We start from the raw sequence: 22,659 nt of genomic DNA, 5'->3' as shown, positions 1-22,659 counted from the left end.
ATAAAATAGCTTTAATAAATCATTACCACTCTTTTATGATTACTGCCTCTTCCGCCGTCCTTTGAAAGCCTTTTAGATTAACCTCTGCCACCTGTGATAACCCCTGTTTGCCTACTTCTACTTTCTTTACTTCTCCAATGGGGATTCCGGGAGGATAATTGTCAGAAACTGCCGAGGTCACAATGAGATCCCCCTCTTCAATATCTGCATCCCAGCGAATATTCTCCATAATTACTTCCTCGTCACTTTCAGGCAGTCCTCTGACGAGTCCCAGTGCACGAGAATCGCTTCTGGCCACCCGTCCTCCTACCTGAAACTCGGGATCAGAAATAAGCTTAACCTGAGAGGAATTCATTCCTGCTTTTTCCACTCTGCCTATCAAATTCCCCTGATATCCCATTACCGGCATGCCAACTTTTACACCATCATTTCTGCCAGAATTAACGGTTAACATCCTCTGCCAGGTAGCAGGACTGTAACCAACAACACCAGTTGATAAAATATCAGGTTCTCCTGGTACTGTCCCCCTAAATGAAAGCAGATCTCTAAAACGTTCATTTTGTTCTCTGGCTTCTTCCAAAATTGCATTATCCGTGGACAATCTGGCTACTTCTTTTCTTAAGCGCTCATTTTCTTCTAGAATTTCACCGGTTTTTAAAAAAGCCACATAATAATTATTTATAGAAGAAATTACGTTCTCGACGACATTTAAAAAGGGAGAAATTAAATTGTAAACACCATTTTCCAGCCAGTTGAAAAAATAAAAGTCAATATTGGCTGTATTGGCAAAAAGCAAAATGAATAACAACAGTAAGACTGCAGCCAACTTTAAGTTTTTGTTGCTTAAATATTCCAAGTTTAATCCCCTCGATCAGGATATCTTTTTAGGAGAAATTAAAACATTCTGCAGAGACTCGATCTCTTCCAGAGCTTTTCCAGTTCCTTTTACCACGCAGTCCAGAGGTTCTTCTGCGAGATGCACTGGAATCTCAGTTTCCTCTGCTATCAACCTGTCCATTCCTTTTAAAAGTGCCCCGCCTCCGGTTAAAACTATACCAAAATCCATAATATCAGATGATAGTTCAGGAGGTGTTCTCTCCAGAGTTATTTTGACTGCTTCCAGAATACTGGCAATTGGTTCTTTAATAGCATTCCTTACTTCTTCAGTAGATATATTCAGATTGCGAGGAAGGCCACTAACAAGATCCCTGCCCCGGACTTCCTTTTCAATTTTTTCTCCTTCTGCATAAGCAGTGGCAATTTCAGTTTTTACTTCTTCAGCTGTGCGCTCACCTATCATAACATTGTAATGCTTTTTTATATACTGGACAAGGGCTTCGTCCATTTCATCTCCACCGATTCTGATTGATTTACTGCTAACAATTCCTCCCAGGCTGATAACTGCGACTTCCGTAGTTCCACCACCAATATCGACTATCATGCTGCCAGCTGGTTCATTCACCGGAAGTTCTGCCCCTATAGCAGCAGCCATAGGTTCTTCTATTAAAAATGCTTTACGGGCTCCAGCCTGCTTGGCAGCATCAAGCACAGCTCTCTTTTCAACTTCGGTAACCCCGGAAGGAACGCAGACTATTATTCTGGGACGCACAAGGCGAGTTCTTTTATGAGCTCGAGTAATAAAATATCTCAGCATCGAATGAGTTACATCAAAATCAGCAATCACTCCGTTTTTCATAGGTCTCACTGCTACTATGTTGCCAGGAGTCCTTCCTATCATGTTTTTAGCTTCTTTTCCCACAGCCATGACTTCATTGTTTTCCGTTCTTAAAGCCACTACCGAGGGTTCTCTGGTTATGATTCCCTTTCCTTTTACAAAAACTAAAGTATTAGCCGTTCCCAGATCCACCCCCATATCCCGAGAAAAGGGTGCTCCCAAAAAATCAAAAGCCATTATAAATTTCCACCTTTCTTATATTCCATTTATCACAATATTGATTTTCTTGAAAATTTAATAAAATTGACTATATTACATCTTCTTCTTTTAAACTTGTATAATCGTTTCCCCCAACTATAATATGATCAAGTAGAGGTATGCCCATCATCTCACCAATTTCAAATATTTTTTCTGTGAACTTAATGTCATTTTTGGTGGGGACAGGTCTGCCGCAGGGATGATTATGAGCCAGGATGATTCCGGCTGCATTAGCCTTAACAGCTTTTTTAAAAACTTCTCTGGGATGTAAAATGGTTTGATTGAGGCTGCCCCGGCTCAACTCTTCAGATTTTATTAAACCATTATTTGAATCAAGCATTAATAACATACTTACTTCCTGATCCAGATAAGCAATTTTCGGGATCAAAAAGCTGGCAGCAGTACTGGACGAAGATAGATATGATCTTTTCTGGCTGCTTTGAGCCTGAATTCTTCTACCCAGCTCGACTGCACCGATGATCCTGGCTGACTTAGCGGAACCGATGCCACAAAATTCCTGAAGTTCTCTCATGCCAGCTTTGTTTAATTCTGATAAACCTCCGAGTTCACAGAGTAAATCCGAACTCAACTCCACAGCTGTTCTCTTTTTGTTTCCGCTGCCCAGCAGCAAAGCCAGAATTTCACTACTGGAAAGAAATTTGGCTCCATGCCGCTGCAGCTTTTCTCTCGGTCTTTCCTCAACCGGCATTTCTTTTACTGTATGATGTTTGTATTTGCTCATTTGTCCTCCAATCCGTTCATAATCAGGAAGAATAAATTTGATACTCTAATATTCCTAATCCCCTGTCTGAGAGTTTCTCTCCCAGCAGGCTAAGCGGAAGACCTACTACATTAAAATAAGAACCATCAATTTTTTTGACCAGCAAACTCCCCAGCCCCTGAATAGCATATGCTCCCGCTTTCCCCAGAGGCTCATGCGAATTAATATATCCTTTTAGCTCATCCTTAGAAAAATCTCTCATAAAAACCTCGGTAGTTTCAAAGTCAATAATTGTTGAGTAATCCTGCCCATTTTTCTCCAGCAAGCAAATCCCGGTTATTACTTCATGTTCGCTGCCTCTCAATCGCTCCAACATATTTTCAGCTTCTTCTAGAGATTCTGGTTTTTCCAGTATTTCCTCCTTAAATGACACGATCGTATCCGCGGCTAAAACTAAAACCCTTTTCGAATTAAAATCATCAAAAACTTCTTTCGCTTTCATTTCTGCCAGCTTCATCACATGTTCCCGGGGGTTTTCATTAGAATATTTGCTCTCATCTACCTGGCTGGGGTAAACTTCAAAATTTAAATCAAGGCGGGAAAGCAGTTGTCTGCGCCGGGGAGACTTAGAAGCCAGCACAAATTTAATATCTTTCATGCTTTTCCCCTCAAAGGACTATAGAAAAGATAATTCCAGGTGAAATCAACTGTGAGTCCTATACCCAATCCAGCAGGAATTGCCAGCAAAGCGAGATATGGCAGATAATAAACCAGCCCGAAATTGCTTATTATATACATGGCGGTAAAGATCTGTCCAACATTATGGAATAAAGCACCCACGATGCTAACCCCAATTATACTGAAATAATCCGAAGCAAAATAATAAACCAATCCCATCAATAGAAATCCAAGCACTCCGCCGCTGAAACTCATCATAAAATTGAAGGATAGGAAAGTTCCTGCTATTACTGACCCCAGAACAATCCGAAAGAATAAAACCAGAAAACCCACTTTAAATCCAAAAATGACCATTCCCAGAAGACTTGCTATATTGGCCAGCCCCATTTTTGCTCCCGGTACAATATAACTCATGGGAATCAGACTTTCAACTATGTGAAGAACAAGGCCGATAGATATTAAAAGCCCAACCAGACATACATACCTCGTCCTGTTACTGCGCATAAAATCTCTCACCTCGATCCTAATAAAAACACTTATTATAATCAGTGATTTTTCAATCATTAACATTGTATCATTTATTTATCTTTTTGTCCATGCTGTCAAAACTATCACTGCCCTTTAAGTTCCCTGACAATAGCCCCCTCAGCAGGACAAACCTCGTAACATATTCCACATTCAACGCATTTTTCGTCATCAATCTCATGTTTTTCTTTTGCTTCACCGCTTATAGCATCAACCGGGCATTCCTGAGCACAACGGGTACAGCCAATACAATTCTCTGTAATTTCAATTTCAGATATTTTTTTCCCGCTAAATTCAATAACATCCTTGGGACAGGCCTCAGCACAGAGTCCACAATTAATACATTTTTCATAATCTAAAACCGCAAGATCATCTTCCATTTCAATGGCATCTACGGGACAAACTTTTACACACTGCTGGCAGGCTATGCAGCCTACCTGGCAAATTTTATTGACTTCTTTGCCCGGGTCGTTGGACATGCATCTTATATGGTTTTTATCGGAAACTGGCCTGAGAATAAACAAATCATGAGGACAAACATTTACACATTCACGACAGGCAGTACAGGATTCTTCATCGACAACCGGCAGACCATTCTCGTTCATTTTTATTGCCCCAAAATCACAGACTTCCCTACAATCACCATAACCTATGCAGCCGTAAATGCATTCTTTTTCCAGGGTGTTGATTTGACTTGCTGCCCGACAGCTATTGATGCCTTCATAACTTGCTGATCTGGCTGCTTCTTCAAGACCACCCTGACATAAAAGCTGGGCAACTTCTCGTTCTGAACTCTCTGCTTCAATATCCAAAATGTCAGCTATAGCACCAGCTGTTTCTTCTCCTCCTACCGGACATCCGGCCGCCGGAGCCTCCCCCTGAACGACTGCTTCGGCAAAACCGTCACAGCCAGCATATCCACAGGCACCACAATTGGCCCCGGGTAAAGCTTCGTTCACCGCGTCAACTTTGGGGTCTGTCTCCACTTCAAACTTTCTGGAAGCAATGCCCAGACCAGCAGCAAGTATAGCCGCTATACCGCCCATACTTGCTAAGGAATATATAAAAAGAGAATCCATCCTGTTATAACCTCCTTGTTTAAACAGTGATCATGCCAGCAAAGCCCATAAATGCCAGTCCCATTATTCCGGCCATTATTAAAGTTATAGGTACACCCTGCAGACTTTCTGGTACATCTTCAAACTGCAGTTTTTCTCTCAACCCTGCTATCAGGACTATTGCCAATGTGAAACCCACTCCTGCTGCAAAGCCAAAAACCACACTTTCTATAAACCCATAACCTTCAAGTGGAATCATCAAGGCCATACCCATTATGGCACAATTTGTAGTGATGAGAGGCAGATAAATTCCCAGAGCTTTATAAAGAACTGGACTTACATATCTTATCACCATTTCCACAAGCTGTACCAGCGAAGCTATAACTATGATGAAAGCCATGTACTGCAAAAAAACCAGATTTAATGCTTCCAGTATGAAAGTGTTGACCAGATAGACTATAAAGGCCGTCATGGTCATTACAAAAGTTGTAGCAAGTCCCATATTAAAAGCTGTTTCTACATAAGAGGATACTCCCAAAAAGGGGCATATCCCCAAAAATTGAATGAGGACAAAGTTATTTACTAATACTGTACCAATAAAAAGAAATATTAGATGTTCAAATTCAATCATTTTGAGCCCCCACCTTTCTATCGATTACTTTTATAATGCCGACCATAAGCCCCAGAGTAAGAAAAGCACCGCTGGGTAAAATCATAATTATCATCTGCGGATATTCAGCTCCCATAATATCCATACCAAGAAAAGTTCCCATACCTAAAATTTCTCTGATCGCACTGAGAACTACCAGAACCCAGGTAAAGCCTATACCCATTCCTATGCCATCAGTTATTGATTTGTGAAGAGGATTTCTGGATGCAAAAGCCTCTGATCTACCCATTATTAGACAATTGGTTACAATCAGGGGGATAAAAAGTGAAAGAGCATCTGAAATTCCAGGGAAAAACGCGGCCAAAAAATAATCGGTAAATGTAACAAAAATTACTATAACTAAAATAAAACTCGGTATTCTTACGTCATCCGGTATATAGTCTCGAATTAAAGAAATTACAATTTCTGAAGATATCAACACAAAAGAGGTAGCAAGCCCCATGGCAAAACCGTTTTCAACAGTATTTGTAACTGCCAGAGCAGGGCACAGGCCTAAAACAAGCTTAAAAACAGGGTTCTCGGCCCAAAGCCCGTTGCGAAATATAGATATTAAGCCTTTCACTAATTCCCACCCCCGTAATTTTCCATAATAAGTTCACCGGCTTCGGAAACTGCTTCTTTAACTGCCTCTGCCGAGATCGTAGCTCCAGCAATTCCTTCTATTTCACGTTCTTCTTCTGGGCTGTCTACAACCTCGTAATCTCCTACGGGCAGATCGCGGAAATTATCCAAAAATTCATCTTCAGTAATTCGCGCTCCCAACCCGGGAGTTTCTTCGTGATTTAATACATGAGCTCCTATTACTTCTCCTGCTTCAGGATCAACTCCGACCATAACATCTACAAACCCCTGATACCCAGCCACACTGTACTCGACTGCTATACCCACTCTTTGTTCATGCTCATCGATTCCTGTATAAAAAGTATGATCATCTATCTCTTCCTCTTCATAGTCGACTGACCCTGGAAGACAAGTAAAAATTGCTTCCTCTCTGGCTCGAGCTTCATGCTCGAGGATATAAGGGTTAGTCCAACTAAAAACAAAGGCCAGGAACAAAGAACCAAAAGCACCAATAAAGGTTAAAGTAATGATCAACCTTTTTATAGACGCTCTTTTATCAGCCATTATTCCACCTCCCCTAAGCTTTTAGGTCTGGAGAATCTATCTACAAGAGGAACTGTCATATTCATCAAGAGAATCGCATACATAACTCCCTCTTCGTACCCGCCCCAGACTCGTATAAGCACAACCAAAAAACCTGCTCCTATGCCAAAAATCCAGCGCCCCCGGGGTGTTACCGGAGTCGTTACCATATCTGTAGCCATATAAAACGCTCCCAATATCAAACTGCCGGCCAGCAGATGAAATAAAGGATCATGGCCGATAATGCCTGTAAAGACCATCACAGTGACTATCATTCCTGCAGGTATTCGCCAGTTAAGCACTCCGGAATATATCAGATAGGCAGCTCCCAATAGCAGGAAAAAGGCTGAAGTCTCCCCCAGAGAACCGGCCACATTTCCAATAAATAGATCCCAGTATTCAGGCCTCACACCATCAGCATACTGAGCCAGCGGAGTCGCCATTGTTTCGCCATCTACAGTCCAGGTGGTCATGATAACCGGATATGAAGCAGTAATAAAAGCTCTTCCCACAAGAGCTGGATTGAAAGGATTGCTACCCAGCCCTCCAAAAACCTGCTTGCCCAGTATTATAGAAACAAAAGCGCCAATAGCAGCTGTCCAGAGGGGTATAGCAGGGGGAAGGGTCAGCGCCAGAAGTAAACCGGTAAGCACCGCACTGCCATCACTAATAGTTATCTCGGTCCCTCTAATTTTTTGAAACACGTACTCTGATGCGGTACAAACAACTATGCAAACTCCCACAATAGACAGCGTTTGAGTCCCAAAAAAGTAAGAAGCCCAGGCAGTGGCTGGTATCAAGGCCAGCACAACTTTCCACATTATTCCCAGAACAGTTTCTTCATCCCTTACATGAGGTGAAGATGAAATAACGAGATCTTCGGAATTCATTTCACAAAATCCTCCTTATTCCGACTGTTGTTGTTCGTTTAACTGTGCTTTACCCAGTCTGATGTAATGAACCAGTGGTCTTTGAGCTGGACATATATAGGAACAGGAGCCACATTCTATACAGTTGCTCACCTTATATTCATCCAGTTTTTCCACTTTTTCTTTTCTGGCATATTTGGACAGGTTTAGCGGCATCAAATCACAGGGACAGGCATCTACGCACCTTGCACACTTTATACAGGGATCAGGATCGTATTTTTCTACCTCTTCTTTTCGAAGAACCAAAACACCACTTGTTCCCTTAACTACAGGAGCCTGTATTTCAGCTATGGATTTTCCCAGCATAGGACCTCCGGCTATAACTTTCCCCGGGCCTTCAGCATAGACTCCGGCCAGACTGATGATCTCATTTATGGGGGTACCTATGGGGACAATGTAGTTGCCGGGATTATTCACTCCTTTTCCGGTGACAGTTAGTGGTCTTTCTATCATGGGTTTTCTTCGATCTACTGCATCTGCAACTGCAGAGGCTGTTGCTACATTGTTAACAATAACTCCCACATCTAAAGGCAGACCATCAACAGGGACCTCCCGGTTCAGGAGGGTTTTTATTAATACTGTTTCTCCGCCCTGAGGATATTTGCTGGGTAAAACTTCCACCTTTATCTCTTTTTTATCAGATACCAGGTTTCTCATGGTCTTTATCGCATCAGGCTTGTTTTCTTCTATAGCTATTATGCCCTTCTCAACTTCTACTGCTTTCATCAGAAGTTCAAAACCTCTGAGTATTTTTTTGCTTTTTTCAACCATCATGCGGTGATCCACAGTCAAATAAGGTTCACATTCAGCTCCATTAAGGATGAAATGATCGATTTCCTTATCCTCAGGAACAGATAATTTTACATGTGTGGGAAACATTGCTCCTCCCATCCCCGCGATGCCTGCTTCCCTAACACAATTTCTTATTGCTGACGGGGAAGGGTTTTCAGAATCAAAATCATCAACCTCAATTTTGGAGAAGCCCTCCTGCTGATCTGAATCTGAAGCTGTAATTCTTACAGCAGTAACTTTTTCCCCTGAGGGAGTGGCTACTTTTTCTATTGATTTAACTTCTCCACTGATTGTTGCGTGAACTGGGGCGGACACAAAAGCTTCACTATCAGCCAATTTCTGGCCCTTTTTAACTTCATCACCTTTCTCAATCATGAGTTCTAAAGGCGCCCCTATATGCTGCTGAATCGGCACAGCTACTTCTTCTGGCGGCGATGGCTTTTCCAGCTGACTGTCGGCACTGAGATGCTTATTTTCTGGAGGATGAACACCTTTTGTCTTATTTTTAAATAAGCCGAGCATCCTATCACCTCTTTAAATAATGAATTAAAAACTAAATCCTCGATTGAAATTCAGTGTATTTACTGTCCGTGCACGAAGGCTTCATATCCCTCTTCGATCAATTGATCGGCCAATTCTTCAGCCTCCTCTCGAGTATCTCCACCTACGACCTGAACTCTATAAGGTTCCCTGCTGGATACAAAGGCAGGATACCCATTTTCTCTCAACTCCTCTGCCTTTTCTTCAGCGCTTTCTTCATAACCAAATGCTCCCACCTGCACGAGAAAATTGGCTTCTCTATCTATTTCGATATCTTCTGGAGCATCATCTTCCTCTATACCTTCCTGAATATCTTCTTCTGTTTCAGGAGCCTCTTCCAGATCGATCAAATCTTCGTCCTCAGTCTGCTCCATGACATCTTCTTCAAAGTCTTCCTCTGGAGGTACAGTGCCCTCTTCAACCTCTACTGTCTCCTCGCCGCCCATCCGTCTGGCAAAAAATGTGTTTCCAATTCTGAAACCTGCATATACAGCTGCGAGTGAAACTATCAATAAAAGTGCGACAAATTTTAAAGCTCCTTCTTCCTGGCCGGGGAGAAATCTCATTTATTGAGCCCCCTCATCAATCTGGATTAAATTTTTTCGAAAAGCATTTTTGATCTCAAGAACGCTGTAAAGAGAACCTGTAATACATACAAGCTCATGATTTCCCTGCTGTTTCAAATGTTCCTCAATAGTTTCAATAAGGCTTTCATGTTCAGATACAGTCAATTTATCATAGGGTTTTTCAATGAAGTCCTCTGCCTGTAAAGCTCTTTGAGAAGAACTAGAGGTCATGACTATTTTAAGATTAATATCAATATTCCTGATCACTTCCAGCATTTCCATTATTCTCTTGTCCTGCAGAACCGATAAAATAATGGTAGCCTGCTCTAAACTCGAAAAATTTCTGTTGATGAATCCTTTGAGAAATCTAATTCCGGCAGGTGTATGACTGCCATCAACTATCAAAGGAGGATCAGACCTCAGCACTTCCAATCGCCCGGGCCAGCTAACTTCTCTCAGTCCCTCCTCCATCTCATCAGCTGTAACAGGAAAAACAAAATCGAGTGCTTTGACGGTAGTACAGGCCACAGAAGCATTTTTTAACTGATATTTCCCCATCAGTTCCAGCTCAAAAGAATAGCTGTCTCCGCCTCGAATCAGATCAAATTTTTGATGATTAAGATTTTCCTGCCAGTTACTGATTTCAAAATAGTCTTCGCTTAAAAAAAGCGGAGCCCCCTCTTTCGAAGATTTTTCTGTAATCGTATCTAAAGCTCCTTTTTTTGACTCTCCTGTTATAACCACAGCCCCAGGCTTTATGATACCTGCTTTTTCAGCTGCTATTTCCTGCAAAGTTTCACCCAGGTGTTCTGTATGTTCATAATCTATATTTGTTATGACACAGGCAAGCGGAGATTTAATGACATTTGTTGCATCAAGCCTGCCCCCCAAACCTGTCTCCAGGATAGCAATATCCGGCTGTTTATAAGAAAAATGTAACAAAGCTGCTGCTGTGAGCACTTCAAAAAAAGTAGGCCTGCCAATATCCTTCCAAAACCTCTCACAGGAGACAACTTCATCTATTTTTTCCGCCAGCAGCGAAAGTTCACTGCTAGATATATTCTCACCATCGAATCTAATTCTCTCCTCAAAATCTTCGATATGAGGCGAAATAAATCTGCCAACTGAATATCCTGAAGATAAATAAATGCTTTCCAGCATGGCAATCGTTGAGCCTTTACCATTGCTGCCGGCCACATGAATATAATTTACAGACCTGTAATTGTAATCAAGTTCTCTTAAGAGCAATTCAACCCTCTCAAGTCCGGGTTTGAATCCTTCTTCCTGCCCAAACAATGGAAATGAATTAAAATACTCTATGGGATCAGCTGGCCTCATCTTTGTTACACCTGCACCTTCTTAAATTTATTAACATGGCTTGCTTTTTTTAAGCAGTTATAATAAAGTAAAAATAGCTTTCCCTCAAGAAAAGTTCAACTCACCTGAAAATGCTAAAATAATTTTAAAATGGGAGGGACCTTAGGATAATGTATATACTAACTATTTCACTATTAACATTGATTTTAGCTCAGTTCATTAAAATCTTCACAGTTTTTCCCCCCAGCATAAGCAGATTTTTTGAATCAGGAGGTATGCCCAGCTCTCATTCAGCTTTCGTTACCTGCTTATCAGTCCTGGTAGGTCTGCAGCAGGGATTCAATTCAGATATTTTTGCTGTATCCGCGGTTTTTTCATTGATTACCATTTACGATTCAGGCGGGGTTAGAAGATCAGTTGGTGAGCAGGCCAAAATTCTAAATAAACTGCTGAAAGAATTCGATCCTGCCCGTCTGGAAGAAGATAAAGATCAAATAAGAAAAAATCTTCATGAGCTGGTAGGTCATACTCCCTTCGAAATACTCGCAGGAATAATGCTGGGTTTTACAATGGCATTGCTGGCCGTCTAGAATCTAAACATATTTGAATTTCTAATCATGCTTACACTAACTTAAATATTCTATAAATCCTGTTAATTTCCTCCCCCAAACCTAAATTCGCCAAAATATCTGTCAGTAAAATTATAACCTGAATTGTGATATAAATTCAAATCATCACAAGCCCTTTACGGATCACTACTAACCTGATTTTCTGGTCATCGTGAAAACCACCCCCAGTAAAATCAATAACCCTCCGGGAAATGTCAACTGCGGAATGCTTTCCCCCAGAAGCAGCCAGGCAAATAATGTGGTCAAAACTGGCTCCCCTATTACAGCCACTGAAACTATCGTTGTGGGCACATATCTAACAGATAAATTTAAAATAGAGTGGCCTATAACTGTCGGTCCTAAAGCCAGACCAAAAAAAAGCAGCCAGTTTCTGGAGCCATAACCCGTAAAAGAATGCCCAAAAATAAACAAACCCAGAAACAAAAAGATTGAAGCGTAAAAATAAACAGAAAATATATAGGGGAAATAATTCATCTTTTTTCTCAAACTGCGTCCGGAAAATAGATAAATGGCGGCAAAAAATGCTGCCATAACTGCCAGAAAATCTCCTTTAATATTGGCAAATAAATTGCCAATTTCACCTGCCCCGACCACCAGACTTCCTAAAATTGTTATAAATACTCCCGCAATAATATCAGGCTGCAAATCTTCTCTTGCCCAGATAAATTCAAGCAATAAAGTGAAAATGGGCTGAAGCGCAATAAATATAACAGCATTAGCAACTGCTGTATAATCAAAAGCTGTAACCCACAATATAAAATGTATGGCCAGAAAAAAACCTACGACTGTCTGACGGAAATTTAAGAGTTTTTCCAGCCTGCAGTCATTTCTCCGGAAAAATATCGGAGTCAACAATATCACACTTAATGACATTCTATAAAAAGCTATCGTTATTGCCGGAGCATCTGACATAGCCACGAAAACTCCGGCAAATGAAAGAGTAACCACCCCCAGCAATAATACGTAGTAAACCCCTGCTCCTTTCAGGTAAGTTTCTTTTTCCACCATATATTACTCCTCATTTCTCCAGGGCAGTCTGCTAAAATCTCGCAGCGGTAAAACTTTTTCTTCACCAGGTCTCAAAATAACCTCTTTATCACAGTGTTCAAGTTCGAGTTCCTGATCAGAAATGACCCTGTAACTGGCCCCCTTTTCAGTAACTCTAACTCTGAGTTCTCTGGATTTAAAATAAATAGAAAACTGATAGCCCTCTAATTTTTCCGGCAGATAGGGACGAAAGGACAGATTGCCGTGATAATTTCGCATTCCTGCAAAGCCATAAACAAGAGTCATCCAGGCACTTCCCAGGCCAGCAGTGTGCAGACCCTGATAAGTATTTTCATTGAAATCATCAAGATCAAGCCGGGAAATCTGGATGAAATATTTGAAGGCTTCTTCTGTATAACCGATTTCAGAGGCTATTATACTGTAAACTGCCGGAGATAAAGAAGAATCATGGGTTGTTTTAGGCTCATAAAAATCGTAATTGGCCTTTTTTTCTTCCAGGGTGAATTTGTCTCCCTGTAAAAGCATAAGTAATATAACATCAGCTTGCTTAATCACCTGATAACGCCATATTGTTAAAGGATGCCAGTTAGCTACCAGCGGCAGCTGTTCATGTGGGATCTCCTCAATATCCAGAGGTTCTTTAGATAAAAATGAATCATCCTGAGTGTGGATTCCCAGTTCCTCATCGAAAGGCAGTTTCATGTTTTTTTCAGCCGTATGCCAATCTTCGATCTCATCATCTGTAAGGTTGGTCTTTTCAATTAATGCTGTATATCTTTCCGGAGCTTCCTCTTTCATTTTAGCGAGAGTTTCCCGGGCAAAACGCAGGTTAAATTTAGCCATATAATTTGTAAAACAATTGTTGTCCACCCCGGGTTTGTATTCATCCGGCCCACAGACTTCATTAAAGCAAAATTCCCCGGTCCTTTTATTAAAATGTCCGCAGCTAACCCACATGCGAGCGGTTTCCAGCAATATTTCAGCGCCCTTGTCGTAAAGAAAATCATAATCCTCAGTAGCTGTTAAATATAGATATAAGGCATAAGCTATATCAGCATCAATATGGTACTGAACTGTAGACCCCATAAAAAAGCCAGAAGCTTCTTTTCCATCGATGGTCCGCCAGGGGAAAAGAGCCCCATCCAGCTTAACTCGCCTGGCGTTCTGTCTTGCTTCATCGAGAATGCTGTATCTGTATTCCAGCAGCTTGCGGGCAATTTGAGGTCGATTAAATATGTAAAAGGGAACTATATATGTTTCTGAATCCCAAAAATAATGCCCCTCATAAAATTCACCGGTCAAACCCTTGGCCGGTACATTTGTTCTGCCATCTCTTCCTGTCGATTGAATCAGCTGAAAAGCGTTGTATCTCAAAGCCTGCTGTAAATAACCCTGACCCCTCAAAAAAACATCAAAATCGCTCCAAAAATCCTCAAGGTATTTTTTCTGCTCTGATTTAATCTGTTCAACACCCTTTTCAGCTCCATCGTTCACATTGAGTATAGCTCGCTTTTTAATCCTATCAGCCGGTACATCTCTGCTGGTCAGGAAAGCGGCATACTTTTGCAGGCTAAAACGTTCATCTTGACTGGCTGAAATTTTGATGTTCTCAATTATCTCCTCATCTAAAACAAAGCGATCTTTAGAAACCCTGGTATTTTCAGGAATATCGAGCTCATTTTTTACAGCACCGGCTACTTTGATATCACTCCGGGAAGTGGTCTGCACAAGATAACAGCGATCATCGGCAAAACCTGCAGATTCAAACTTCATTACTTTATCCTTGCGAAAGTGATGGTGGTTTTTTACGTCTCCATCTATGCTGGATTCGAATCTTATTTCTCCGTTAAAATTTAAAGGAGTGATTTTATAATCTATGAGACCCAGCTTTCTGTTAGTAAAAGAGATGAGTCTCTCAATCTCTATTCTGGCTTTTCTTCCCTGGGGGCTGCACCAGACAACCTTCCTGTTAAGAACTCCACTTCTCATATCCAGCACTCTTCGATATTCTTCCACTTCACCTTCCAGCAGATCAAACTTCTCTCCTTCTAAAAAAATGTTTATTCTGGTCCAGTCCATTAGATTTACAATAGTCTGGCTCCATCCGGGCAAATTGGGAGCATCTTCACCATAAACTATTTCTTCAGAATCATATATGCCATTTATGTAAAATCCCGGAGTTGTTGTCTCCGGGGGTCCAGTGTAATCTTCCTCCAGGGTGCCTCTCAAACCCAAAAATCCATTGCCGATGGAAAAAATTGATTCGTTGTGATGATTATTTTCCACCTGAAAATCTTCTTCGATTATTCTCCAGGGATGAACCGCAAATTGCTTTTCCTTTTCGAGTTTTTTTTCATGAAATTCGCGCAATGATTTATAAGCCCTCCTTTCATCCTCCTCCGATAAGAGGGAAAATACTTACAACGCTTTGTTTTTTCACCTCTGAATCAAGATCGGCGTGTTTTCCATCTATCAAAATGACCTGAATCTCTTCCTCCGGAATCTCGAACTGCTTCACCAAATCACGAACATCATCGATCTTATCAGCATCTATTTTATTATTTTTTCTCTTTCCCTTCGGGCTGTACTCTTCCAGCCCCCCATAAAGATTGACTGAAATTTTCCTGATATAATCATCTTCAGAAATTAAACTTCACCTCCCGGGCAGAAAATCTCTGTATCTATCCAGTTCCAGTTCTTTCAATTTGCTTTCTTCTGGAATCCCGTTTTCATTCCAGCCTCTAATTTTATAATATTCGTCCAGCATAATTTCCTCATTGACAAAATTACCCGATGCAGGCCCGCTGCCACTCTCACGACCAAATCTTGCGGGCAGCCTATCATTTTCTCTGGAAAAACCGGCTGCAGTATTAAAAAGTCTTTCCAGATTCCATATCCGTTCTCCAATTCTAAAAAAATCATCGCGAGAATAATCCTCACCGGTTACAGCTGAGAGCATTTCTTTATAAAAACCCTCTGCGAGAGCGAAAAGCGTGAACTTGCATACTATGAGAGAATCCAGAATACAGTTCAAATTCTGTTGATGAACTACGAGAGGAGCCTTATCCTCCTCGCTAAATCTATCAACCTGCTCAGGCAGCCCTAAAAGCTCAACAGTCATCATATTGGCTCTTTGATGACAGGCCCCCCTGTTGGAAGTAATATACCCCAGAGCCTGACCTTTCATTCCTCTGGGATCAAAAGCAGGTATATCAAGACCTTTAACCTGCATGGCCAGTTCAGGAGCTGAGTTTTTTTGAGCAAAGCGCAGAGATCCTTCTGCCAGTTCGTCGCCCAGTCCCTTTCTGCGAGCAATTTTTTCGATAAGAGTTAATATACCTTCTCTTTGACCAAAACTGACGGGTGAATCAACAATATTCTTCTCATTCATTTCCATCAAACAGCTTATAACAGATCCAGTAGAAATAGTATCCAGTCCCAGCTCATCGCAAAGATTATTCAGCTCAGTCACTATATCTGGATCTCCCAGCCCCAGATTAGCTCCCAGCAGCCCCAAAGATTCATATTCCGGACCGGACTTTTCCTCTCCATCAATCATTACTGTTTTTGAACAGGCAATTGGACAGTTATAACAGCTGGATTTGCTGGAAGTTAAGCGGTCAGACAAATTTTCTCCAGAAATACTGTCTGCTTCTGAAAATTGGGTCCGCTGAAAATTATGAGTTGGCAGCACACCCGCTTCGTTAATTAAATTCATTAACATTGCCGTTCCCAGTTCATTGAGCCTATTTTCGGTAAGAGAACTTTCCTTAAGCCAGGCTGAAGATTTTTTCTTAACATCATCTATCTTAACCGGATCAGCTATTTCAGGCGATTGAGACCCTCTAACGGATATTGCTTTGATATTTTTACAGCCGAGAACCCCTCCGGTGCCTCCGCGCCCCAGAGTCCTGTTTTTTCCCACAGCTATGGAGGCAAATCTAACAGCATTTTCCCCGGCAGGACCGATCACTAAATGTTTATAAGCAGACTCATTATCTTTTAATTTTTTCCAGGCTGAGGAGGTTTTTTCTTCTTTTAGATCATTACAGGACAGAATTTCAACTCTATCATCAAAGATTTTAATTCGGCTCAATTTTTCTAACCCGCCAGATATAACCAGAGCATCATATCCGGCTCTTTTGAGCTCAGGACCCCAGTGACCACCGGCATTTGAATCAAAAATAGTCCCAGTGAGAGGAGATTTTGTTGCCACCGCCATCCGTCCCGTTGTCGGTACTTCAGTAGCGGTCAAAGGGCCAGCTGAAAATACGATCCTATTGCGGTGAGAGAATGGATCTACATCCGGATCGATCTCTTCAGCCAAAATATTAACTCCCAGACCTCTACCTCCTAAAAATTTTTTCCTTTGATAATCAGTGAGCATTTTCTTTTCAATTTTACCACTGTTGAGATCGATATATAAAATTTTTCCCATCCAGCCATACATTTTTAAAACCACCTTTTGAGTTTAAGTACTCAATGTTCAGTCACCTGCCCCAGAAGTATTTCCAAACCGTGTGGTATTAGATTCATTATACTTTCAAGGCACTGCTCAACAGCTTCGGGGCTGCCGGGTAAATTTATTATCAATGTCTGATTTCTTATTCCGGATCTAGCCCGCGACAAATATGACATTTCAGTATATTTCGATGTATCATCCCTCATCTTCTCTGGCAGTCCAGGCACCTCTCTATCTATCACTTCAAGTGTAGCTTCGGGAGTAATATCTCGCGGAGAAAACCCGGTGCCTCCGGAGGTGAAAATTAATTCTATCTCCGGATTATCACTCATCTCTCTGAGTACAGATGTTATTTGTTCTTTTTCGTCGGGTATTATTATAGATTCGATAATTTCTCCGCCGGCTTCTTCAACAGTTTTTTTGATAATCGGTCCGCTTTGATCATCCCTGTCACCAGCTGCTCCTTTATCGCTTACTGTAATTATTGTTGTCTTCATATTTCATCTCCTTCCAGCTGAAAAATATTATCGCCTGGTTTAACTATACCTCCATCAATAACTCTGGCAAAAATACCCCTCTTAGGCATAATACAATTTCCCACCTTTTTAGCTATATCGCAGCCTGAATGACATTCTTTTCCTATCTGCGTTACTTCCAGAACAACTTCTCTGCCGATCTTCAAATATTTGCCCACCTCTATATTATGGAGATCTATACCCCGGGTGGCAATATTTTCAGCAAAATCTCCATAACCGATTAGAAATTTTTCAGAGTTCATCTGTTCCCGCATGATATTTATGCTCTCTTCAGAAAGCAGACTGACCTGCCTGTGCCAATCCCCCGCATGAGCATCTCCTATAATACCATGATCTCGCTTTAATTCGATATCTGTAATTGCTTTTTTTCTGGTACCCTTTTCCTGGCTGACTGATACAGCGGTAACTTCACCGCTTTTAACATGGCCACTGGGACTTTTGTAATGACCTGATTTTCCTCCTTTTTTTTCAAGCAATCGGAGATCACTGATAATGATCTCCTTTTCTAAAGCCTTACTCATATCATAGATGGTCAGAGCAGCCTGTGCGGCCCCCTGCAGTACCTCCATTTCGACACCGGTTCTGAAAGAGGTTTTTGCCTGGCAAAATATTTCTATACAATCAGGTTCTGAGAGTTCAAACTCTATATCAACACTTGTGAGGGGGATTTGATGACAGAGCGGAATCAAGTCCGAGGTTCGCTTGGCTGCCATGATTCCTGCCAGTCTGGCAGTCTCCAGTACAGGCCCCTTGGCCACGCCGCCCTCAGATATTTTCTTCAGGGTGTTTTGACTCATATTAACCGTACAGGATGCTGTGGCTTCTCTATCAGTTACCTCCTTGCCGCTTACATCGACCATTTCAGTTCTGCCGTTGCTGTCCAGATGAGATAATTCTTCGTTATTCAAATTTTCAGCCTCCAATCTGTGACATGTTGCGTTTTTTTAAATTTGACCCTTTAAATCCATTCTCCAGATTTTTATTGGATGCGGCATCGCTCAATATTTTCTTGATTTTTTTCCTGGAAATCAATTCTCCCTCTTCGAATAAATCAAATTCAATCTCGCTGGCAAGACAGGGTCTTATATATCCATCCGCAGTTAGCCTCAATCTATTACATTTTTTACAAATATCACCGGATATCGGCGAAATAAAGCCCAGAGAGCCACCACCACTGGAAAACTGATAATTTTTAGCAGGTCCTCTGCCTTTTATATCCTGATCAGGAATCAAATCAAATTCCTGTTCGATCCTATTATAAATTTTTGAAAGAGGATAAAATAGATCATCACCATTTCCACCAAAATCACATTGTTCTGTATCATAAAACGGCATATATTCTATAAATCTCAGATTCAAAGACTCATCGCGGGCGAACTCAGCAAAACTTTCGATTTCATCAGTATTTATATCTTTCAGGGCCACAACGTTTAACTTAACCGGATCCAGGCCCGCACTTTTAGCCGCTTTGATGCCTTCAAAAACCTGGTTCAATCCATCGATGCCGGTTATATCCCTGAATTTATCCGGGTCCAGAGTATCCAGACTTATATTAACCCTTTCCAGCCCTGAATCAGATAATGTTTCAGCTTTTTCTGCCAGCAGGTAACCATTTGTCGTTAAACTTATCTCTTCGCAGCCGCTTAAATTATCCAAACGATCTATCAACTTTTCAATTCCCAGTCTTACCAGAGGCTCTCCGCCTGTTAAGCGGAAGTATTTAATCCCATCTTCCACAGCTGCTGCAGCAACTTTTATTATCTTTTCATAACTCATGATTTCATCTCTGGGTTTCCATTCAACACCTTCATCAGGCAAGCAGTAATTACAGCGAAAATTACAGCGATCAGTGACTGATATACGCATATAATTAATTTTTCTATCTCCGCTGGACTTTAAAGACAATTCAATCACCTCTTTCCGAGCTTAAAAAGGTTCTTTCTTCGCCTGTTTTCTCCGAATTATAACCCTTCATCCCCTGCAAAATACTATTGAATTCTTCAGACTTCACCGCTTCAATGAGCATTTCAAACCGCCAGTCGTTCTCAGAAGAAGCAGGATATATCAGCTCGAATCTTTCCTGTAAAACCGGCTTAAATTCCAGATCAAAAGCCTCTGCAGCTGCCCTGATACCAAGAGTTATATCTGCTTTTTCGACAGATACCGCCTGAGCCACAGCTGCATGAGTATATTCTTCCCTTGTATAACTTTCGATATTTTGTCCGGAAATACCTTTTTGATCGAGTTTATAGTCCAGAAGTACTCTGGTGCCAGCTCCCCGCTGTCTGTTGATGAATCTTAAATCAGTTTTGGCCAGATCCTCGATATTATCAATACCGCTCAAATCACTATCTTTGCGAAAAATAAATCCCTGCTCCCTTAAGGCTAAAGTAATAAGGAGAAGCTCTTTGTCGGAAACCTGCTCAAGATAAGGAATATTGTATCTGCCGGAATCACTATCAATCAAATGAGCAGCAGCCAGATCAGCTTCTCCTCTTAATAAAGAATGAATTCCTGCCTGACTCCCCCGGGATTGCAGCTTGAGATCAATACCCTGCTCCCTGCCGGCCAGATAATTTTTCAATTTTTCCAGAGCTGGATCATTGCTGCCAACAAGCACCAATCCGTCCTCAAGTTTTTTTCTGTCTTTTAGCAACCTGACTTCTCCTATATCGCCGGCTGTAAGCCCTTCTTTTTCAGCAGAGATTTTCAAATATCCATCAGCTTGAGTTAATGATTTCATAGAAGATGCCCCTCTTCTCCTGGGAACAGCAGCATAATCATCACCTTCAAGCTTCAAATTTACCCTTAAAAATTCATCCCGACCGGGCGAAGAACTGACCTTGCGTTTTAGTACTGCTTTCTCAGTTTTTTCAGAATAGGATATTTCACCCTGAAGCTGTTTCAAAGCCGGCTCCAAAAACAAATTGACATCCAGAAGACAGGACAGGGGATAACCTGGCAGACCTATAATGGGTGTCCCATCCACATCTCCCAAGAGCAAAGGCTTGCCAGGCATTATATCGACACCGTGAATTTTGACTTCTCCCATTTCAGCCAATACCTCTACCATATGATCCCGGGAGCCGGCTGATGAACCTGCAATAGTGGCCACCATGTCGGTGCCTGCAGCCGCCTTTTTGAGCTCATCTCGAAGCAGTTCTGGATCGTCAGGACATATGTCTGCTATTTCAACTTGAGCTCCGACCTCTTCAGCCCGAGATGAAATCATTTGAGAGTTAAATTCTACTATTTCACCTATCTCTGGCTCCTTTTCAGGAGGTACAATCTCGTCTCCCGTTGGCAAAATTTTTAGGAAGGGTTTTTGAAAAACTTCAACTTCTGTTATTCCCGCTTCAAGCAAAGCTCCTGTTTGCGCCGCATTGAGCCTGGTATGAGATGTAACCACCTGTTCTCCCTTCAAAATACTTTCGCCAATGGATCTCAGATTATTCCAGGGAGAGACGCTCTCGTATATTTTAATAAATTCATCTTCAACAAACTCAACGTTTTCAATCTTTATTACCGCATCAAAATCTTCAGGAATCGGGCTTCCCGTGTTAACCTCTAATGCATCCCGGGAAATTTTTAGCTTGACAGGATTTCTTTCGTTAGCTTCTTCTGTTTCCTGAGATTTAACAGCAAACCCATCCATAGCTGAGGCATAAAAGTGGGGGGCTGAACGATTCGCCACATGTTCTTCAGCAGTAATTCTACCAACTGCAGAACATGTCGATATAATTTCAGTTTTCAATTTTTTCCCTGACAAATACTGCTTAAATATATCTATAGCTTCCTTTAAGGACTTTTTATTTAAATAAATCTTCCTGCCGCTGTCAAAATCACCGCTCATTTTTCACCACCCTTTCTTCAGAGTGAAGTCCTAGGTCTCTATCCACAGAATAAACCTCAATACCTGTTCCAGCCTCCAGCCCTTCTTTTTCAGCTTCGATATTGATAAAACCGTCAGCTTCAACCAGCGTGGTAATTAAATTTGATTTTCCGAAAATAGGTTTAATAAGGTTGGATTCATGAGGCGATAAAAATTTCACCGGAATGTATTCGCTGCGCCCGCGTGCTGATGCTATTTGATTTTTGAGTTTGCCCCGGGCGACCTGAAATCTTGTTTCCAGAGCAGATGTTTTTCGTTCTAACATAGTTTTAAAAACAAAGGGAACGATCAAACAGCTGACGACCCAGGCAGAAGCAGGATTTCCCGGCAGGCCCAGCACAAGGGTGTCATCTATTTTTCCGACTACAGTAGGTTTTCCCGGTTTGACAGCCAGACCGTGCTGTATAATTCCCGGACTACCTATTTCATTTATAGCATCCAGGGTAAAATCTCTATGACCTACTGAACTACCACCAGAAACAACAATTAAATCGCTGGACAAACAATCGCTGATTGATTTTTTGAGATCTCTTTTTCTATCAGGCACAATCCCGTAGTTTTTGGTCTGAGCCCCCCATTTTTCAAAGAGGGCTGCCAGAGCAGGTGTATTAATATCTCTGATCTCACCGTCTTTTTTCTTATTTCCCGGAGGAACTATTTCATCCCCGGTAGAAATTAAGGATATTTCCGGCTGATCAAAAACTTCTACCTCTGTGATTCCCAGACCAGCCAGAGCACCAATATCCTGAGCCCTGAGTCTGTGTCCCGATTTAAGCAAAAGCTCATCCTCTTCTATATCATCACCTTGTTTTATTACATTTTCGCCTGGAGATACATCGGTAAAAACTTCTATTCTATCTTCAGCTATCCTGTCAGTTTCTTCTATCATAATACAGCTATCAGCATCAGCAGGCAGCATAGCTCCGGTTGGTATATATACTGCTTCTCCTCTTCCGGGTGATATTTTCGCTTTTTCTCCCATAGATACTTCCCCTTTTATTTCAAATAAAGCCGGCTGAATCTCGCTGGCCCCGAATGTATCCCGGGCTCTGACAGCATAACCATCGACTGCAGATCGGGTGAAAGGCGGTAACGACTCGGGTGCGTATATATTGGAAGCTAAAAATTTGTCAACAGCCTCATGTATTGAAGTAAAACTGGATCCAGTTTTCAAATCAGAAACCAGGCCAAATAGATTTTCTTCAAGGTCCTTCAGATTTTTTAGATCGAGAAACTCCGAGTTCATTGGTTAATCTTCCT

The 22,659-nt window shown here is 41.5% G+C and carries 23 protein-coding genes; 1 reads left to right on the top strand and 22 read right to left on the bottom strand.

What is annotated here, in order from left to right:
* Positions 1–22 precede the first annotated feature (22 nt).
* The 13 genes from mreC to BLT15_RS07710 form a co-directional block, all read right to left on the bottom strand.
* Positions 23–808 (bottom strand): rod shape-determining protein MreC, encoded by a 786-nt coding sequence (gene mreC, locus BLT15_RS07770; RefSeq protein ID WP_159429868.1) that lies wholly within the window; start codon positions 806–808, stop codon positions 23–25.
* A gap of 63 nt (positions 809–871) precedes the next feature.
* Positions 872–1,912, bottom strand: a complete 1,041-nt coding sequence (locus BLT15_RS07765; protein ID WP_089760429.1) for a rod shape-determining protein — start codon at positions 1,910–1,912, stop codon at positions 872–874.
* Between the two features lie 70 nt (positions 1,913–1,982).
* Positions 1,983–2,675 carry a RadC family protein gene (gene radC / locus BLT15_RS07760; RefSeq protein WP_089760428.1) on the bottom strand — a complete coding sequence of 231 codons (693 nt, stop codon included), beginning with the start codon at positions 2,673–2,675 and terminating at the stop codon, positions 1,983–1,985.
* A 22-nt stretch (positions 2,676–2,697) separates the two neighbouring features.
* Positions 2,698–3,312: a Maf family protein gene (locus tag BLT15_RS07755; RefSeq protein WP_089760426.1), complete on the bottom strand. Its 615-nt coding sequence runs from the start codon at positions 3,310–3,312 to the stop codon at positions 2,698–2,700.
* Positions 3,309–3,836: a Gx transporter family protein gene (locus BLT15_RS07750; RefSeq protein ID WP_089760455.1), complete on the bottom strand. Its 528-nt coding sequence runs from the start codon at positions 3,834–3,836 to the stop codon at positions 3,309–3,311. Before BLT15_RS07750 ends, BLT15_RS07755 begins: the two co-directional genes overlap by 4 nt.
* A gap of 107 nt (positions 3,837–3,943) precedes the next feature.
* Positions 3,944–4,936: an RnfABCDGE type electron transport complex subunit B gene (locus BLT15_RS07745; RefSeq protein ID WP_089760424.1), complete on the bottom strand. Its 993-nt coding sequence runs from the start codon at positions 4,934–4,936 to the stop codon at positions 3,944–3,946.
* 19 nt (positions 4,937–4,955) lie between these two features.
* Positions 4,956–5,546, bottom strand: a complete 591-nt coding sequence (rsxA, locus tag BLT15_RS07740; protein WP_089760422.1) for an electron transport complex subunit RsxA — start codon at positions 5,544–5,546, stop codon at positions 4,956–4,958.
* Positions 5,539–6,147, bottom strand: a complete 609-nt coding sequence (rsxE, locus tag BLT15_RS07735) for an electron transport complex subunit RsxE (protein ID WP_089760420.1) — start codon at positions 6,145–6,147, stop codon at positions 5,539–5,541. Before rsxE ends, rsxA begins: the two co-directional genes overlap by 8 nt.
* On the bottom strand, positions 6,147–6,710 hold the full coding sequence (locus BLT15_RS07730) for an RnfABCDGE type electron transport complex subunit G (protein WP_089760418.1): 564 nt from the start codon (positions 6,708–6,710) through the stop codon (positions 6,147–6,149). Before BLT15_RS07730 ends, rsxE begins: the two co-directional genes overlap by 1 nt.
* Complete coding sequence (locus tag BLT15_RS07725) at positions 6,710–7,618, bottom strand: RnfABCDGE type electron transport complex subunit D (RefSeq protein WP_089760416.1); 909 nt, start codon at positions 7,616–7,618, stop codon at positions 6,710–6,712. The genes BLT15_RS07730 and BLT15_RS07725 overlap by 1 nt, the downstream gene beginning before the upstream one ends.
* Before the next feature lie 15 nt (positions 7,619–7,633).
* The gene (gene rsxC / locus BLT15_RS07720; RefSeq protein ID WP_089760414.1) at positions 7,634–8,971 is read right to left on the bottom strand and encodes an electron transport complex subunit RsxC; all 1,338 of its coding nucleotides are present in this window, start codon (positions 8,969–8,971) and stop codon (positions 7,634–7,636) included.
* Positions 8,972–9,030: 59 nt separating this feature from the next.
* Complete coding sequence (locus BLT15_RS07715) at positions 9,031–9,555, bottom strand: SPOR domain-containing protein (RefSeq protein WP_089760412.1); 525 nt, start codon at positions 9,553–9,555, stop codon at positions 9,031–9,033.
* Positions 9,556–10,893, bottom strand: coding sequence for a bifunctional folylpolyglutamate synthase/dihydrofolate synthase (locus BLT15_RS07710; protein ID WP_089760410.1), 1,338 nt, complete (start codon positions 10,891–10,893; stop codon positions 9,556–9,558). It lies immediately after the preceding gene.
* A 149-nt stretch (positions 10,894–11,042) separates the two neighbouring features.
* Here BLT15_RS07710 and BLT15_RS07705 point away from each other — a divergent pair, with 149 nt between their 5' ends.
* Positions 11,043–11,462 carry a divergent PAP2 family protein gene (locus BLT15_RS07705; RefSeq protein WP_089760409.1) on the top strand — a complete coding sequence of 140 codons (420 nt, stop codon included), beginning with the start codon at positions 11,043–11,045 and terminating at the stop codon, positions 11,460–11,462.
* A gap of 168 nt (positions 11,463–11,630) precedes the next feature.
* On the opposite strand, the gene BLT15_RS07700 is transcribed toward BLT15_RS07705, so the two are convergent.
* From BLT15_RS07700 to BLT15_RS07660, 9 genes are read right to left on the bottom strand one after another with little or no spacing between them, the layout of a single operon-like run.
* Entirely contained in the window at positions 11,631–12,509 is an 879-nt protein-coding gene (locus tag BLT15_RS07700) for a DMT family transporter (protein ID WP_089760407.1), read from the bottom strand.
* Between the two features lie 3 nt (positions 12,510–12,512).
* Complete coding sequence (locus BLT15_RS07695) at positions 12,513–14,879, bottom strand: glycoside hydrolase family 65 protein (protein WP_089760405.1); 2,367 nt, start codon at positions 14,877–14,879, stop codon at positions 12,513–12,515.
* Positions 14,880–14,898: 19 nt separating this feature from the next.
* Complete coding sequence (locus tag BLT15_RS07690) at positions 14,899–15,129, bottom strand: MoaD/ThiS family protein (protein WP_268762235.1); 231 nt, start codon at positions 15,127–15,129, stop codon at positions 14,899–14,901.
* Between the two features lie 33 nt (positions 15,130–15,162).
* Positions 15,163–16,971 (bottom strand): aldehyde ferredoxin oxidoreductase family protein, encoded by a 1,809-nt coding sequence (locus BLT15_RS07685; RefSeq protein ID WP_159429867.1) that lies wholly within the window; start codon positions 16,969–16,971, stop codon positions 15,163–15,165.
* Between the two features lie 17 nt (positions 16,972–16,988).
* Positions 16,989–17,468, bottom strand: coding sequence for a MogA/MoaB family molybdenum cofactor biosynthesis protein (locus tag BLT15_RS07680; RefSeq protein WP_089760398.1), 480 nt, complete (start codon positions 17,466–17,468; stop codon positions 16,989–16,991).
* Positions 17,465–18,415, bottom strand: coding sequence for a cyclic pyranopterin monophosphate synthase MoaC (moaC, locus tag BLT15_RS07675; protein WP_089760397.1), 951 nt, complete (start codon positions 18,413–18,415; stop codon positions 17,465–17,467). The genes BLT15_RS07680 and moaC overlap by 4 nt, the downstream gene beginning before the upstream one ends.
* Positions 18,416–18,419: 4 nt before the next feature.
* Complete coding sequence (moaA, locus tag BLT15_RS07670; protein ID WP_234985550.1) at positions 18,420–19,421, bottom strand: GTP 3',8-cyclase MoaA; 1,002 nt, start codon at positions 19,419–19,421, stop codon at positions 18,420–18,422.
* Positions 19,414–21,360 (bottom strand): molybdopterin biosynthesis protein, encoded by a 1,947-nt coding sequence (locus BLT15_RS07665; RefSeq protein ID WP_089760395.1) that lies wholly within the window; start codon positions 21,358–21,360, stop codon positions 19,414–19,416. Before BLT15_RS07665 ends, moaA begins: the two co-directional genes overlap by 8 nt.
* On the bottom strand, positions 21,350–22,645 hold the full coding sequence (locus BLT15_RS07660) for a molybdopterin molybdotransferase MoeA (RefSeq protein ID WP_089760392.1): 1,296 nt from the start codon (positions 22,643–22,645) through the stop codon (positions 21,350–21,352). The genes BLT15_RS07665 and BLT15_RS07660 overlap by 11 nt, the downstream gene beginning before the upstream one ends.
* Positions 22,646–22,659: the final 14 nt, after the last annotated feature.

Origin of the sequence: Halarsenatibacter silvermanii, from assembly GCF_900103135.1 — a bacterium.
Classification (GTDB): Bacteria; Bacillota; Halanaerobiia; order Halanaerobiales; family Halarsenatibacteraceae; genus Halarsenatibacter; species Halarsenatibacter silvermanii.
This window is presented reverse-complemented; position numbering and strand designations above follow the sequence as displayed.